This is a genomic window from Pseudonocardia hydrocarbonoxydans, from assembly GCF_006539565.1.
Taxonomy (GTDB): domain Bacteria; phylum Actinomycetota; class Actinomycetes; order Mycobacteriales; family Pseudonocardiaceae; genus Pseudonocardia; species Pseudonocardia hydrocarbonoxydans.
This window is the reverse complement of record NZ_BJNG01000005.1, coordinates 173,683-188,052: the sequence shown is the minus strand read 5'-3', so window position 1 is coordinate 188,052 and position 14,370 is coordinate 173,683. Positions and strand designations below refer to the sequence as shown.

15 protein-coding genes and 1 other RNA gene are annotated in these 14,370 nt (G+C 75.4%); 12 read left to right on the top strand and 4 right to left on the bottom strand.

Features of this window, described 5'->3' with window-relative positions:
- Nucleotides 1–2 precede the first annotated feature (2 nt).
- On the top strand, nucleotides 3–1,388 hold the full coding sequence (locus tag PHY01_RS03700; protein ID WP_141277031.1) for a WS/DGAT/MGAT family O-acyltransferase: 1,386 nt from the start codon (nucleotides 3–5) through the stop codon (nucleotides 1,386–1,388).
- Nucleotides 1,389–1,394: 6 nt separating this feature from the next.
- On the opposite strand, the gene PHY01_RS03695 is transcribed toward PHY01_RS03700, so the two are convergent.
- Nucleotides 1,395–1,853 carry a low molecular weight protein-tyrosine-phosphatase gene (locus PHY01_RS03695; RefSeq protein ID WP_141277029.1) on the bottom strand — a complete coding sequence of 153 codons (459 nt, stop codon included), beginning with the start codon at nucleotides 1,851–1,853 and terminating at the stop codon, nucleotides 1,395–1,397.
- Between the two features lie 23 nt (nucleotides 1,854–1,876).
- On the opposite strand from PHY01_RS03695, the gene cobC reads away from it, so the two are divergent.
- From cobC to PHY01_RS03665, 6 genes are all read left to right on the top strand, one after another.
- Complete coding sequence (gene cobC / locus PHY01_RS03690; protein WP_141277027.1) at nucleotides 1,877–2,989, top strand: Rv2231c family histidinol phosphate aminotransferase CobC; 1,113 nt, start codon at nucleotides 1,877–1,879, stop codon at nucleotides 2,987–2,989.
- Complete coding sequence (locus PHY01_RS03685; RefSeq protein ID WP_141277025.1) at nucleotides 2,986–4,173, top strand: Nif3-like dinuclear metal center hexameric protein; 1,188 nt, start codon at nucleotides 2,986–2,988, stop codon at nucleotides 4,171–4,173. Before cobC ends, PHY01_RS03685 begins: the two co-directional genes overlap by 4 nt.
- Entirely contained in the window at nucleotides 4,170–4,907 is a 738-nt protein-coding gene (locus tag PHY01_RS03680; RefSeq protein WP_141277023.1) for a zinc ribbon domain-containing protein, read from the top strand. The genes PHY01_RS03685 and PHY01_RS03680 overlap by 4 nt, the downstream gene beginning before the upstream one ends.
- Entirely contained in the window at nucleotides 4,904–5,566 is a 663-nt protein-coding gene (locus PHY01_RS03675) for a histidine phosphatase family protein (RefSeq protein ID WP_170183617.1), read from the top strand. The genes PHY01_RS03680 and PHY01_RS03675 overlap by 4 nt, the downstream gene beginning before the upstream one ends.
- Nucleotides 5,567–5,651: 85 nt before the next feature.
- Nucleotides 5,652–6,155, top strand: coding sequence for a beta-class carbonic anhydrase (locus tag PHY01_RS03670; RefSeq protein ID WP_141277019.1), 504 nt, complete (start codon nucleotides 5,652–5,654; stop codon nucleotides 6,153–6,155).
- Between the two features lie 6 nt (nucleotides 6,156–6,161).
- A complete protein-coding gene (locus tag PHY01_RS03665) occupies nucleotides 6,162–7,409 on the top strand; it encodes an ArsB/NhaD family transporter (protein WP_141277017.1) in 1,248 nt (415 codons plus the stop codon).
- Here the strand turns inward: PHY01_RS03665 and PHY01_RS03660 are convergent.
- Entirely contained in the window at nucleotides 7,402–8,163 is a 762-nt protein-coding gene (locus tag PHY01_RS03660; protein ID WP_141277015.1) for a sulfite exporter TauE/SafE family protein, read from the bottom strand. The two genes, PHY01_RS03665 and PHY01_RS03660, sit on opposite strands and share 8 nt — an antisense overlap.
- Nucleotides 8,164–8,190: 27 nt before the next feature.
- Here PHY01_RS03660 and PHY01_RS03655 point away from each other — a divergent pair, with 27 nt between their 5' ends.
- From PHY01_RS03655 to rnpB, 3 genes are all read left to right on the top strand, one after another.
- Entirely contained in the window at nucleotides 8,191–8,862 is a 672-nt protein-coding gene (locus PHY01_RS03655) for an HAD family hydrolase (protein ID WP_218029985.1), read from the top strand.
- The gene (locus PHY01_RS26165; RefSeq protein ID WP_170183616.1) at nucleotides 8,862–9,014 is read left to right on the top strand and encodes a hypothetical protein; all 153 of its coding nucleotides are present in this window, start codon (nucleotides 8,862–8,864) and stop codon (nucleotides 9,012–9,014) included. Before PHY01_RS03655 ends, PHY01_RS26165 begins: the two co-directional genes overlap by 1 nt.
- 14 nt (nucleotides 9,015–9,028) lie before the next feature.
- Nucleotides 9,029–9,426, top strand: an RNA gene (gene rnpB, locus PHY01_RS03650) — RNase P RNA component class A.
- Between the two features lie 110 nt (nucleotides 9,427–9,536).
- On the opposite strand, the gene PHY01_RS03645 is transcribed toward rnpB, so the two are convergent.
- Together PHY01_RS03645 and PHY01_RS03635 are read right to left on the bottom strand one after the other, a co-directional pair.
- Nucleotides 9,537–10,445: a hypothetical protein gene (locus PHY01_RS03645; protein ID WP_141277013.1), complete on the bottom strand. Its 909-nt coding sequence runs from the start codon at nucleotides 10,443–10,445 to the stop codon at nucleotides 9,537–9,539.
- Nucleotides 10,446–11,033: 588 nt separating this feature from the next.
- On the bottom strand, nucleotides 11,034–11,234 hold the full coding sequence (locus PHY01_RS03635; RefSeq protein ID WP_141277011.1) for a hypothetical protein: 201 nt from the start codon (nucleotides 11,232–11,234) through the stop codon (nucleotides 11,034–11,036).
- Nucleotides 11,235–11,544: 310 nt separating this feature from the next.
- Between PHY01_RS03635 and PHY01_RS03630 the strand changes: the two genes are divergently transcribed.
- Entirely contained in the window at nucleotides 11,545–13,266 is a 1,722-nt protein-coding gene (locus PHY01_RS03630) for an acyclic terpene utilization AtuA family protein (protein ID WP_141277009.1), read from the top strand.
- Nucleotides 13,267–13,307: 41 nt separating this feature from the next.
- Complete coding sequence (locus PHY01_RS03625) at nucleotides 13,308–14,186, top strand: ketopantoate reductase family protein (protein ID WP_141277007.1); 879 nt, start codon at nucleotides 13,308–13,310, stop codon at nucleotides 14,184–14,186.
- Nucleotides 14,187–14,370: the final 184 nt, after the last annotated feature.

Here is a 14,370-nt window from a genome sequence, read left to right as displayed (position 1 = left end):
GCATGCCCGACCGTCTGTCGCCCATCGACGCGTCGTTCCTGTTCGCCGAGCACGACACGGCGGCGATGCACGTCGGCGGGGTGATGACGTTCGAGCCGCGGGAGGGTTTCGACGTCGACGCCCTCGTCGCGCTGATCGGACACCGGCTGGGCCTGGTACCGCGCTACCGGCAGAAGGTGCGCGAGGTGCCGGGCCGGCTCGGGCTGCCGGTCTGGGTCGACGATCCCGACTTCGACCTGGCCTACCACGTGCGGCGCTCGGCGCTGGCCGCGCCGGGGACCGAGGAGGTGCTGCACGAGCTGGTGGGGCGGCTGCTGTCGCGCCGGCTCGACCGCTCGCGCCCGCTGTGGGAGATCTACCTGGTCGAGGGCCTGGCCGACGGCCGGCTCGCGGTGGTCACCAAGACCCACCACGCGATGGTCGACGGGCTCGCGACCGTCGACATCGGGTCGGTGCTGCTCGACCTGGGCCCCGAGCCCCGCGAGACCCCCGACGACGACTGGCGGCCCGACCGGGAGCCCTGGGGCCTGGAGCTGGCGGCGTCGGCGGTGCTCGACACGCTGCGCCGCCCCCAGCTCGCCCTGGACGTGACCGGACGCATCCTCGGCGACGTCCGCCACGCCGCGACGGCGGTCGGCCGCACGGTCGAGGCCGCACTGGACACCGGGCGCACCGCCGCCCGCACCCGCCCGGTGCACCCGCTCAACGCCGTCACCGGGTCGCAGCGCCGCTACGGCACCGCGCGCACCCCGCTCGCCGACCACCGGGCCGTCCGCAGGGCGCACGGCGGCACCGTCAACGACGTGGTGCTCGCGGTCGTGGCGGGGGCGCTGCGCACCTGGATGATCAGCCGGGGGGAGCCGCTGACGCACGACACGACCGTGCGCGCGCTGGTGCCGGTCAGCGTGCGGGCGCGGTCCGGAGCGGGGTCGGGCAACAGCATCTCCGCGTACTTCGTCGACCTGCCGGTGGCCGAGGAGGACCCGGTGGCCCGGCTCTCGGCCGTGCGCGGGGCGATGGAGGCGCACAAGCGCGGCGGCCGGGCCGTCGGCGCCGCCCGCCTGATCGGCCTCGTCGGCCTCGCACCGCCGGTGGTGCACAGCCTCGCCGCGCGGTTGACCAGCCAGTACTCCAGCCGGCTGTACAACGTCCTGATCACCAACGTGCCCGGCCCGCCCCGCCCGCTCTACGCGCTGGGCGCCCGGATGCTCGACATGTTCCCGGTGGTACCGCTGGCCGGGGGCCAGGCCGTCGCCATCGGCGTCACCTCCTACGACGGGGCGATGCACTACGGCCTCACCGCCGACCGCGACGCCATGCCCGACGTCGCGGTGCTCGCCGACGCGCTGGGGGGCGCGCTCGCCGAGCTGGTCGACACCGCCGGCTGAGGCGGCTCAGCGGTTCTCGCGCACCCAGTCGAGCAGGCCGGGGACCGCGGCGCGGATCATCGCCAGCACCGCGGCGAACCCGTCGGCCTCGCCGTAGTAGGGGTCGGGGACCTCGGCGCCCTCCGGCGAGTCCGGGTCGAACGAGCGCAGCAGCCGCACCCGGCCCGGCTCGGGCACCATCGCCTGCACCGTGCGCAGGTGCGAGCGGTCCAGCGCGACGATCAGCTCGGCGCCCAGCTGCTCGGCGTCGATCTGGCGGGCGGCGTGGTCGTCGGGGTAGCCCTCGGCGCGCAGCAGGGCGGCGGCCCGGTCGTCGGCGGGGGAGCCGACGTGCCAGCCTCCGGTGCCCGCGCTGGAGACGCGTACGCCCTCGGACAGGCCCGCCCGCTCCAGCTCGTGGGCGACGACCTTCTCGGCGATGGGGGACCGGCAGATGTTGCCGGTACAGACGAAAACAACGTGCACGGCCCCACCGTAGGGTGCGGAGCATGGATCACGCCCCGCTGCGCCACCACGGCGACGTCGACGCCACACCGGGGCTGCTGGACTTCGCGGTGAACGTGCAGGGCACCGGGCCGCCGCGCTGGCTGCGCGACCGCATCGCCGCCGTCCTCGACGACCTGGGCCGCTACCCCTCCGCCGCGCACGACCGGGCCGCCCGCGAGGCCGTGGCCGCCCGGCACGGCCGCCGGCCCGACGAGGTGCTGGTCCTCGCGGGCAGCGCCGAGGGGTTCGCGCTGCTCCCGGGACTGCGCCCGCGCCTGGCCGCCGTGCTGCACCCCGGCTTCACCGAGCCCGAGGCCGCCCTGCGCGACGCCGGGGTGCCGGTCGCGCGCGTGCTCACCGACGCCGCCGACGGCCACCGGCTGCGCCCCTCGGCCGTGCCCGCCGAGGCCGACCTGGTCGTCGTCGGCAACCCGACCAACCCCACCGGCGTCCTGCACCCGGCCGACGACGTGCGCGCGCTCGCCGCGCCCGGCCGCGTCGTGCTCGTGGACGAGGCGTTCGCCGACGCGGTGCCCGGCGAGCCGGAGAGCCTCGCCGGGGAGCCGGGGCCGCTGGTGTTCCGCAGCCTCACCAAGACCTGGGCCCTGGCCGGCCTGCGCGCCGGGTACGCGCTCGGCTCGCCCGAGCTGCTGGCCCGGCTGGCGCACGGGCGGCCGCCGTGGCCGGTGTCGACCCCCGCGCTGGAGGCCGTCATCGCCTGCTGCGAGCCCGCCGCGGTCGCGCAGGCGCAGGAGGCCGCGTCCGCGCTGGCCGTGCGCCGCGCGGAGCAGGCCGCCGCGCTCGCCGCCGTCGACGGCGTCACGGTGCTGCCCGGCCGGGCCCCCTACCTGCTGCTGCGCCTGCCCGACGGCCACGGTGAGCGGGTCAGGGCACGGCTGCGCGACGCGGGCATCGCGGTGCGCCGGGGCGACACCTTCCCCGGCCTGGGCCCCGACCACGTCCGGGTGGCCGTCCGCCCCGCCGAGGCGGTGGCCCGCCTGACCGCGGCCCTGGGCGAGGCGCTGAGCCACCCCCCGTCGAATTGCAGCAAGGCCACCTTGCCGCAACCAGGTGGCGTGAAGGTGGCCTTGCTGCAATCGGGAGGGGGCGCGTGAGCACCGTCGCCGACGTCATCGCCGCGCTGGAGGCCGCCTACCCGCCCCGGCTGGCCGCCGACTGGGACGCCGTGGGCCTGGTCTGCGGCGACCCGGCCGAGCCCGTCCGCACGGTGCTGGTCGCCGTCGACCCGGTGCCCGAGACGGTCGAGGAGGCCGCCGAGATCGGGGCGCAGCTGCTGGTCACCCACCATCCGCTGCTGCTGCGCGGGGTGCACGGCGTCGGGGCCGACACGCCCAAGGGGGCGCTGGTGCACCGGCTGGTCCGCGGTGGCACCGCGCTGTTCACCGCCCACACCAACGCCGACTCCGCCGACCCCGGCGTGTCCGACGCCCTCGCCGCCGCGCTCGGCCTGGCCGTCGAGGGCCCGCTGGTGGCGGCGCCGCTGCCCGCGCTGGACAAGATCGTCACCTTCATCCCGGTCGGCCCGTCGATCACCGCGGTGCACGACGCGCTGTCCGCCGCGGGTGCGGGCAACATCGGCGACTACAGCCACTGCTCGTTCGCCTCGGCCGGCACCGGCCAGTTCAAGCCGCTCGACGGTGCGCGGCCGGCGATCGGCAGCGTCGGACGCCTGGAGCGGGTGGCCGAGACGCGGCTGGAGATGGTGCTGCCCCGGGCCCGGCGGGCGGAGGTCGTCGCGGCGCTGCGTGCGGCGCACCCCTACGAGGAGCCCGCGTTCGACCTGCTGGAGCTCGCCGAGATCCCGTCGGCGCTGGGGCTGGGCCGGGTCGGGCGGCTCGCCGGGCCGGAACCGCTGCACGCCTTCACCGAGCGGGTCGCGGCCGCGCTGCCGCCGACGGCGTGGGGGGTGCGGGCCGCGGGCGACCCGGACCGCCCGATCGAGCGGGTCGCGGTGTGCGGCGGGGCGGGGGACTCCGCGCTCGGCGCGGCGGTCGCGTCCGGCGTCGACGCCTACGTCACCGCCGACCTGCGCCACCACCCGGCCTCCGAGCACCTGCTGGCCGGCACCGGCCCGGGCCGTCCGACACCCGCACTGGTCGACGTGGCGCACTGGGCGTCGGAGTGGCCGTGGTGCGCACAGGCGGCCGACGTCGTGCGCGCGGCCACGGACGGTAACGTCGACGTCCGCGTCTCGGAACGCCGTACCGATCCGTGGTCCGTCGCCACCGGAAGGACCCTCACCATGAACGACCGGGCAACGATGAAGGACCGGGCATGAAAGCCGAACCTGCCGTCCAGCGCCGGCTGCTCGACCTCGCCGACGTCGACACCGAGCTGACGCGCCTGGCGCACCGCCGCACCTCGCTGCCCGAGCACGCCGAGCTGACCGCGGCCGAGGCGGCGGTCCGCACCGCGAAGGACGCGGTCGTGGAGGCCGAGACCAACGCGGGCGACCTCGACCGCGACATCCGCCGCATCGAGCGCGACGTCGAGGGGGTCCGCACCCGCACGGCGCGCGACAACCAGCTGCTCGCCGGGTCGGGCATCGGGGCCCGGCAGGCCACCGAGCTGCAGCACGAGCTGGAGACGCTCGCGCGCCGCCAGTCGGTGCTGGAGGACGAGCAGCTGGAGATCATGGAGCAGCGCGAGGCGCTGGAGGCCCACCTCGGGCACGCCCGCGCCACCCTCGACGCCGCGGAGAAGGAGGTCGCGGTGATCCTCGAGCGCCGCGACACCGCGTTGCTCGACATCGACGCGGGCGAGACCGGCCGCCGCCGGGCCCGCGACGAGGTGGTGGCCACGCTGCCGGACGACCTGCTCGCCCTCTACGAGCGGCTGCGCTCCCGCAACGGGACCGGGGCGGCGCTGCTGCTGGCCCGCCGCTGCCAGGCCTGCCGCCTCGACGTCGACCGCACCGCGATCTCCGCGCTGAAGGCCGCCGCGCCCGACGCCGTCGTGCACTGCGAGGAGTGCGGCGTGATCCTGGTCCGCACCGCGGAGTCCGGTCTGTGACCGTCCCGGCGTCGAGTTCCTGGACAGGCCAGACCGGGGAGCCCACCCGCCTGCTGCTGCTGCGCCACGGCCAGACCGAGCTGTCGGTCGGCCGCCGCTACTCCGGCCACGGCGACCCCGAGCTCACCGCGCTGGGCCACGCGCAGGCGGCGGGGGCCGCGGTGCGGCTGGGCCGGATCGCCGACGAGATCGCCGCGATCGTGAGCTCGCCGCTGCGCCGGGCCCGCCAGACCGCGGCCACCGTCGCGGAGTCGACCAACGCGCCGCTGGAGGTGCGTGAGGGGCTGATCGAGACCGACTTCGGCGCCTGGGAGGGCCTGACGTTCGACGAGGCGCGCCGGCGCGATCCCGAGCTGCACGCGCTGTGGCTGGGCAGCCAGGACGTCTCCCCGCCCGGTGGGGAGAGCTTCGCGGAGGTCTCGGCACGCATCGTCGCCGAGCGCGACGCGATCCTCGCCGCGTACGCCGGGTCGACGGTCGTCGTCGTCAGCCACGTCACGCCGATCAAGATGCTGCTGCGCGACGCGCTGGGGGCCGGGCCGGAGATCCTCTACCGGATGCACCTGGACCTCGCGGGCCTGTCCGAGGTGGCGTACTACCCCGACGGCGGCACCAGCGTCCGCCTGGTCAACGACACCAGCCATCACCCGGCGGGCTGACGCCGGGTGGCGCGCGGCACGGTCGGGGGACCGCGGCCGGGTCGGGCGCCTATCGTCGCCCCGACCGGGGAGAGGGGTGCCGACCATGGCGATCGACGAGCTGCTGGCCCGTCACGAGGCGGGGGGCCGCGCGGCGGTGGCGCGCGGCGAGGGGCTGTCGGCCGTGCCCGCGCTGCACACCGTCCTGCTCACCTGCATGGACTGCCGCATCGACGCCTACTCCGCGTTCGGGCTGGCGCCGGGTGAGGTGCACGTGCTGCGCAACGCCGGCGGGGTCGTCACCGACGACGTCGTCCGCTCGATGACGATCAGCCAGCGCAAGCTGCAGACCCGCGAGGTGCTGCTCGTCCGGCACGCCGGGTGCGGCCTCACCTCGTTCACCGAGGAGGAGTTCGCCGAGGAGCTCGCTGACGACACCGGCATGCAGCCGCCCTGGCGCACCTACGCGTTCGGCGACCCGGTGGTCGGCGTGCGCCGCGACATGGCGCTGCTGCGCCGCGACCCGTTCCTGCGGCCGGACACCTCGATCCGCGGATTCGTCCTCGACCTGCAGGACGGCCACCTGCAGGAGGTCGACGCCGGTGCCTGACCGCCGGTGACCGTCGCCGTCGCCACCGCACTGTTCCTGCTCACGGTGGTGCTGGCCTTCGCCGTCGCCGTGCCGCGGGGGCTGCCCGAGGCGCTCGTCGCCGTCCCGGCCGCCTGCCTGGTGCTGCTGCTCGGGCTGACGACGCCGGCCGCGGCGCTGGGCGAGGTCGCCGAGCTCGGCCCGACGGTCGCGTTCCTCGCCGCGATCCTGCTGCTGGGGTACCTGGCCGAGGTCGAGGGCGTGTTCGCCTGGCTCGGGGCGCGGATGGCCGCGGCGGGGCGGGGGAGCCCGCAGCGGCTGCTGGGCCTGACCTTCGTCGCCGCCTCGGCGACGACCGCGGTGCTGAGCCTCGACGCCACCGTCGTCCTGCTGACGCCGGTCGTGCTGGCCACCGCCCGCCTGCTCGCCGTCCGCGCCCGGCCCCACGTGTACGCCTGCACGCACCTGGCCAACTCGGCGTCGCTGGTGCTGCCGGTGTCGAACCTGACCAACCTGCTCGCGTTCGCCGCGTCCGGGCTGACGTTCCTCGGCTTCGCCGCGCTGATGGCGCTGCCGTGGCTGGTGGTGATCGCCGTCGAGTACGCGGTGTTCCGGTGGTGGTTCCGCGCCGACCTGCGGGTGGTCCGGGCCGCCCCGGCACCCGCCCCGGACGTCGCGACGCCGGGGTTCGCGCTGGCCGTCCTCGCCGCGACCCTCGTCGGGTTCGGGGTGTCGTCGCTGTTCGGGGTGGAGCCGGTCTGGGTGGCCGCGGCGGGCGCGGCGGTGCTGGGCGGCCGGGTCCTGGCGGCGCGGCGGGCCGGTCCGGTGGCGCTGCTGCGCGCGGCCGACCCGCTGTTCTGCGTGTTCGTGCTGGCGCTGGGGGTGGTCGTGCTGGCCGTGACGGAGAACGGCCTCGGCGCGGCGCTGGCCGCCGTCGTCCCGTCGGCGCCGACCCTGCCCGGCCTGCTGGGGCTCGCCGCGCTGGCCGCGGTGCTCGCGAACGTCGTCAACAACATCCCGGCCACGCTGGTGCTGCTCGCCGTGCTCGGTGACGCCCCGCCGCCCGGCCTGGTGCTCGCGGTGCTGATCGGCGTCAACGTGGGCCCGAACCTGACCTACGTCGGCTCGCTGGCCACCCTGCTGTGGCGGCGGGTGCTCGCCCGCACCGAGGCGGCGCCGACGGTGCGGGAGTTCACCGCACTGGGCCTGCTGACGGTGCCCGCGGGGCTCGTGCTCGCGGTGCTGGCGCTGTGGGCGGGGCTGCAGGTCAGGTGAGGAACAGGTAGCCCGCCACGCCGAGCCCGAGCAGCACCACGGCCCAGCGCAGCACGTTCTCGGGCAGCCGGCGCGCCAGCTTCGCGCCGAGGTACCCGCCGACGAGCGTGGTGGGGGCGAGCAGGGCGACGGCGAGCCAGTCGACGGGCGCGCCGAAGGCGAACACCGCCACCGTGACGGTCGCGATCACCAGCGACAGCAGACCCTTCAGGGCGTTGACGCGGCGCAGCTCGTCGCCGACGCACAGCGACAGCGTCGCCACCAGGATGACGCCGAGCGCCCCGCCGAAGTAGCCGCCGTAGACCGCGGCCAGAAACACCGACGGGAGCAGGCCGAGGTTGCGGTCCGGGGCGCCGGCGTGGGGGGTGCCGATCCACCGCTTGAGCCAGGGCCCCAGCGCCATCACGACGCTGGCCAGCAGCACCAGGACGGGCACGACGGCGTCGAACACCTCGCCGGGCAGCACCAGCAGCAGCACGCACCCGATCGCCGACCCGACGGCGGCCACGGCCGAGGTGCGCAGGATCCGCCCGCCCTGCCCGCGCAGATCCCGGCGGGCACCGGCGACGATCCCGAGGTAGCCCGGCCACTGGGCCACCGAGTTGGTGACGTTGGCGGCCAGCGGCGGGAACCCGACGGCCAGCAGTGCGGGGAACACCAGCAGCGACCCGCCGCCCGCGACGGCGTTGACCCCGCCGGCCAGCAGCCCGGCCACGAGCAGGAACACCAGCGCAGCCGGCGACGCGTCGATCATGGCGGCGACGCTATAACGTCGTCGACCGTGGGGCTCACGCTGATCTTCGACGCCGACGACACCCTGTGGGAGAACAACGTCCTGTTCGAGCGGGTGAGCGAGGACTTCTTCGCCTGGCTCGCCCACCCCGACGAGGCGCACGCCCGCGCGGTGCGCGCCGACATCGAGGACGTCAACATCGCGCAGCACGGCTACGGCAGCGCCGTGTTCCTGCGCTCGCTGCACGACTGCGTCACGCACCTGCGCGGCCGCCCCGTCACCGACGCCGAGCGGTCAGAGATCGCGGAGCTGGCGGCGGCGCTGGTCCAGCAGCAGCTCGAACTGCTGCCCGGCGTCGAGGACGTGCTGGACGAGCTGGGCTCGCGCCACGACCTGCGGCTGATGACGAAGGGCGACCCGGTCGAGCAGGAGCGCAAGGTGGAGATCTCGGGCCTGGCACGGCACTTCCGCAGCGTGCACGTGGTGGCCCGCAAGGACGTGGTCACCTACCGCGGGCTGGCCGCCGAGCTGGCGCTCGACCCGTCGACGACGTGGATGATCGGCAACTCGCCGCGGTCGGACATCCTCCCCGCCCGCGCGGCCGGCCTCAACGCGGTGTTCGTGCCGCATCCCTACACCTGGGCGCACGAACACGCCGAGGTCGACGACCCCGCCGTGCTCACCGTCGGCTCGCTGCGCGAGCTGCCGGAACACTTCTGATGACCGGCCCGCACGACGACCCGCCCGGTGACCCCGTCTGCTGGCTGCACCGGCTGTGCGAGGAGTGCGGCGCGATGCCGGTGGAGGGTGAGGAGGGCGGCCCGTGCTGGCGGTGCGGTGCCCCGCCGCCCCCGCCCGCCCCGGAGGCCTAGACTGGTCGCGCGGACGAGCTGGCCGGGCGGCCGCGTCGACGATCCCCGGATCGTCGCCGAGGAAAGTCCGGACTCCGCAGGGCAGGGTGGTTGTCAACGGCAACCCGGGGTGACCCGCGGGACAGTGCCACAGAGAACAGACCGCCTCCGACGCGAGTCGGCGGTAAGGGTGAAACGGTGGTGTAAGAGACCACCAGCACCCCGGGTGACCGGGGTGGCTCGGTAAACCCCACCCGGAGCAAGACCAAGAGGGCCCTCCGGGGCCTGCGCAGGCGTTCGAGGGCGGCCCGTCCGAGCCTGCGGGTAGGTCGCACGAGCCCGTCGGTGACGGCGGGCCTAGATGGATGGTCGCCGGGCGGCGGGCCGCGAGGCGCGTCGCTCACAGGATCCGGCTTACAGGCCAGCTCGTCCCACTTCACCGATCGGCAGGCGTCATCGGCGCTCGATGTCGTGTCCACCTTGTGCCCTCCGACCTCGTGAGCGGTTCGCTCGGGGCGGCAGGAATCAGGTGGATCGGAGCGTTTACTGCACCTCGTCGAACCAACCATCGGCGAGCTGATGGGCGCGGAGCACGTACAGCGTCGTGGTGACCGCGGCCCGGTTGCCGGCCACGAGCAGCCGCGCGGCAGTGATCCGTTGCCGGTCGGCGAGGTAGCGGACGGCAGGGAGGAGGTCGCCGCTCATCTTCGGGCTCAGCTTGCCGATGCGCGCGCCGTCCACCCGCACCTCGACGATGTCCCGGTTCGAGCGGGTCAGCTGTTCGTGGACGTGGTGCAGCGTGGCGTACACCCAGCGTTCGCCGTGGCCTGCCGGGATGGCGACGAGCCGGTCCAGGTGGTCCGCAGTGTCGTGGACCTGGACGGACGATCCGTGGGGCAGCAGCACATGGGGTTCGGCAGGCTCGGAGTTGACGGGGAGCAGCAGGTGCGGCTCGTCGAGGGCGAGGTGCACTCCTGCGCCGAAGCGGGTTGTCGTGGTCCCTGCGTGGTCGTCCCACTCCGGGTAGTCGGCGGCCCAGATGCGGGCAGCGACCGTCGGCATGCGTCCGGCGGCGTGGATCTCGTCGAGCCGGGGTCGGTAGCGGGCGGCGTCCTCGCGGGGGAGGTACCCGATGCGCTGACCGCCTATGTGGACGGCGACGGCGTCGGGGTCGAACCGGTTGGTGGGTTCGGGCAGCAGCGTCGCCGTGAAGCGATGCGCGCTCCCGTCGGCTCGGTGCGCCGACCCGACCACCGCTCGCAGTGCGGCGAGATGGGCGCGTTCGCCGACGACCTCCTGGCCGGCCCAACCGTTGCGCGCCCAGAGCGCGATCTCGCCGCCGGCTCGCGGTGCGGGCGGCCGGAACGTCCGCCGGGTCACATCGCCTCGGACGTACTCCGCGACGCGCTCCCGCACCGGTCGGGCGTCGACCTTCGTGGCCACGTCCGTCACCGCCGCACGGTCGTGTCGTCGCGACCGGTCCGTACCCGCCTGGCCACGATGTCCCCCTGCCCTTGTCCTCAGTGGGACGGTCGGGTGGTGACCAGCCCCCGTTACACCTCAGTTTCGGGCCGGGGCGATCCGCGCGTGGTCGGTGTCGACACCGGAGAGGGCACGGGCGCGGGCCTCTGGACGACGCCCTATCCGCGGATGAGTTCGAGCCCTTCGTGATGCTCGTAGTCGGCGAAGTCCTTGATGTTGAACGTGGCGAGTGGGAGTTCGCGGACGAGGCAGCAGGCGGCGATCCACGTGTCGTTGGCAGGTCGTGGTCGCCCGCGCAGCTGAGCGAAGGCCTGGAGCTCGCCCCCCAGCGGATGGCAACACGCCGGTCGTAGGGGAGGACCACGAGACCGGCCAGGAAGGTCTGCATCGTGGCCAGGCTGCGCGGACCCCAGCGTCGGACGAGGGTCCACTTCGTCAGCTCGCCCAGGGTGACGAAGGTGATGGCCGGTATCTCCCCGGTGAGCCGGCGGGCCAGGTCGTCCGGGGCCCGGCGGCGCAGGAGTGCGGAGGCGACGTCGGTGTCGAGGACGACGAGGCTCACGCGCTGTCGGCGCGCCGGGAGGAGTAGAGGTCGCTGAGGAACTCGCCGTACTCCTCGTCGGACTCGAACGGATCGATGTCGGCCGCCAGGTCGGTCACGGACGTGAGGGGCCGGACCCCGTGGCGTCGGACGAGTTCCTCGGTCGAGACGAAGTCGTCGACCGGCCACCCGTCGGGCTGCTGCGGGGTGCTCGTCATAGGGCTGCCTCCGTTCCTGCCCCGTATCGTGTCACGCGTTCCGCAGGCGAGGCGCTGTTCCTCTGAATGCCGGCCCTCAGCGGCCCGGCTCCGGACCGTGCCTCCGGCCGACGAGCTGGGTGCGGCGTCGGCGGTGGCGCGGGTTGGAAGCGGGGCACGGTGCCAACGCTTCGGGGGCGAATCGCGCGAGGCGTCACGAGCTGGTCGGGTCCGCGGGGCGGGTCGGCGAGGCCGCCGAGGGCGCCGCCGTGGGAGCCTGTGCGGCGGCGGGGAGCAGGATCGGCGTGGGGCGTCGGCGGAGGGGGACGGCATGACCAGGCCGGTACTGATCGGGAACTGCTCCGGCTTCTACGGCGACCGCCTCGCGGCGATGCGGGAGATGGTCGAGGGCGGGCCGCTCGACGTCGTGTGCGGCGACTACCTCGCCGAGCTGACGATGCTGATCCTGGCCAAGGCGCAGGCCAAGGACCCGGGCGGCGGGTACGCGAGGACGTTCCTCACCCAGCTGGAGCAGGTGCTCGGCACCTGTCTCGACCGGGGGACCCGGGTGGTGGCCAACGCCGGCGGGCTGAACCCGGCGGGGCTGGCGGACGCGGTCCGGGCGCTGGCCGACCGGCTCGGGCTCCCGGTGCGCGTCGCCCACGTCGAGGGTGACGACCTGCGCGGATCGCTGGCGGCGATCACGCCCCCGGTGGAGGGGACACCGGTGTCGGCCAACGCCTACCTGGGCGGGTGGGGCATCGCCGCGGCCCTCGGCGCCGGGGCCGACGTGGTGGTGACCGGGCGGGTCACCGACGCGTCGCTCGTGGTCGGTCCCGCCGCGTGGTGGCACGGCTGGGCCCGCGACGACCTCGACGCGCTGGCCGGTGCGGTGGCGGCCGGGCACGTGATCGAGTGCGGCCCCCAGGCGACCGGCGGCAACTACCCGTTCCTCGACGAGATCACCGACCTGCGCCTGCCCGGCTTCCCGATCGCGGAGGTGGCGGCCGACGGCTCCTCGGTGATCACCAAGCACCCGGGGACGGGCGGGCTGGTGTCGGTCGGCACGGTCACCGCCCAGCTGCTCTACGAGATCGCCGGGCCCGCCTACCCCGGGCCCGATGTCACCGCGCACTTCGACACCCTGGTGCTGGAGCAGGCCGGCGAGCACCGGGTCGCGATCTCCGGGACCCGGGGCAGCGCACCGCCGGAGACGCTGAAGGTGGCGCTCAACGACGTCGGCGGCTTCCGCAACACGATGACGTTCGTGCTGACCGGCCTGGACGTCGAGGCGAAGGCGGCGCGCGCGGAGGCGCAGCTGTTCGACGCGCTCGGCGGCCGGGACCGCTTCGCGGAGGTCGACGTCCGGCTGCTGCGGTTCGACACGCCCGACGCGCCGTCGAACGACCGGGCCACGGCCCACCTGCGGATCACGGTGAAGTCCCCCGACCCCGCGACGGTGGGGCGGGCGTTCTCGGGTGCGGCGGTGGAGCTGGCCCTGGCCGGCTACGCCGGGTTCCACACCACGACACCACCCACCGCGGAGTCGGCCTACGGGGTGTACCGGCCCGCCGCCGTGCCGCGCGGGGCGGTCGAGCACGTCGTCGTGCTCCCCGACGGCACCCGGCACCCGGTGCCGGACCCGCCGCTGTGCTCCGCGCCCGTCGCCGCGGCACCCGCCGGGCCGGTGCGCCCGGGTGCGCAGAGCAGCGGGGGGACCGTGCGGGCCCCGCTGGGGCGCGTGTGCGGGGCCCGGTCGGGCGACAAGGGCGGCGACGCCAACGTCGGTCTCTGGGCCCGCGACGACGCCGGGTACGCCTGGCTGAGCGCGTACCTCACCGCGGCGCGGCTGCGCGAGCTCCTCGGGCCCGAGGCGGCGGACCTGGGGATCGAGCGGTTCGCCCTACCGAACCTGCGCGCGGTCAACGTCGTGGTGCACGGCCTGCTCGGCGACGGGGTCGCGTCCTCGACCCGCCCCGACCCGCAGGCCAAGGGGCTGGGGGAGTACCTGCGCAGCCGGGTCGTCGACGTCCCGGCGGAGCTGCTCCGGTAGCGGTGCGCCAGGATGGCGGTTCGACCCTCGGGAGGACCCCCATGGCGCAGCGGATCGCGGTACTGGGAGCCGGGGCCGTGGGCGGCATGCTCGGTGCGCTGCTGGCCGCGGCCGGTCACCTCGTCACGATGCTGGCCTCCGACCGCACGAGCACCGCGATCAACGTCGACGGGCTGACGCTGCGCAGCGCCCGGTTCGGCCGGACCGCCGTGCGGGTGCCGGCGCGGCCGTGGCCGGCCGCGCCCGTCGACGTGCTGTTCGTCGCGGTCAAGGCGCCGGACCTGCTCGCCGCGCTCGGCCGCGTGCCCGCGGCGCTGGTCGAGGGGGCCGCGGTGGTGCCGCTGCTCAACGGCGTGGACCACGTCCCGCTGCTGCGCGCGGTGTTCCCGCGGGCCGAGGTGGTGCCGATGACCGTCGCCGTGGAGGCCACACGGGTGGCCCCCGGGGTCGTCGAGCACCTGTCCCCGTTCGCCGACTACGCCGTCACCGCGGCCCACGCGGGCGGCCCGGGGGCGTTGCTGCGCGGGGCGGGTCTCGACGTCGACACCTCCGCGCCCGACGAGGCCACCCTGCTGTGGCGCAAGCTGTGCTTCCTGGCGCCGTTCGCCCTGCTCACGACGCGGACGACGGAGCCGATCGGCCCGGCCCGCGAGGCCCGTCCCGACCTGCTGGCCGACCTCGTCGACGAGGCCGTGGCCGCCGCGACGGCCTCCGGTGCCACGGGCCTCGACGGGGCGGCCGTCCGGGCCCGGCTAAGCGGCATGCCGGCGACGATGCGCTCCTCGATGCTCAAGGACGCCGAGGCCGGGGCGGTGCTCGAGCTCGACGCGATCGCCGGCCCGATCCTGCGGGCCGCGCCCGACGGCGCGCCGGTGACCCGGCGGACCGTCGCCGAGATCGCGGCGGCCTCCACCCGCTGAGCCACCGGCTCCCCGCCCCGCCCCGGCCGGGCGGGCGGGCGGCGTCCTGGCGTGACGGCGTCCTGGCGTGACGTTGTCCGGGCGAGACAAGGCGTCCGGCGACTTCTATCCGTTCGGCCCATCGGTGCACGCAGTGACGCGCGGCACAGTGAGGCGCAGCCAAGCAGCTACCGGAGCAGTTCAA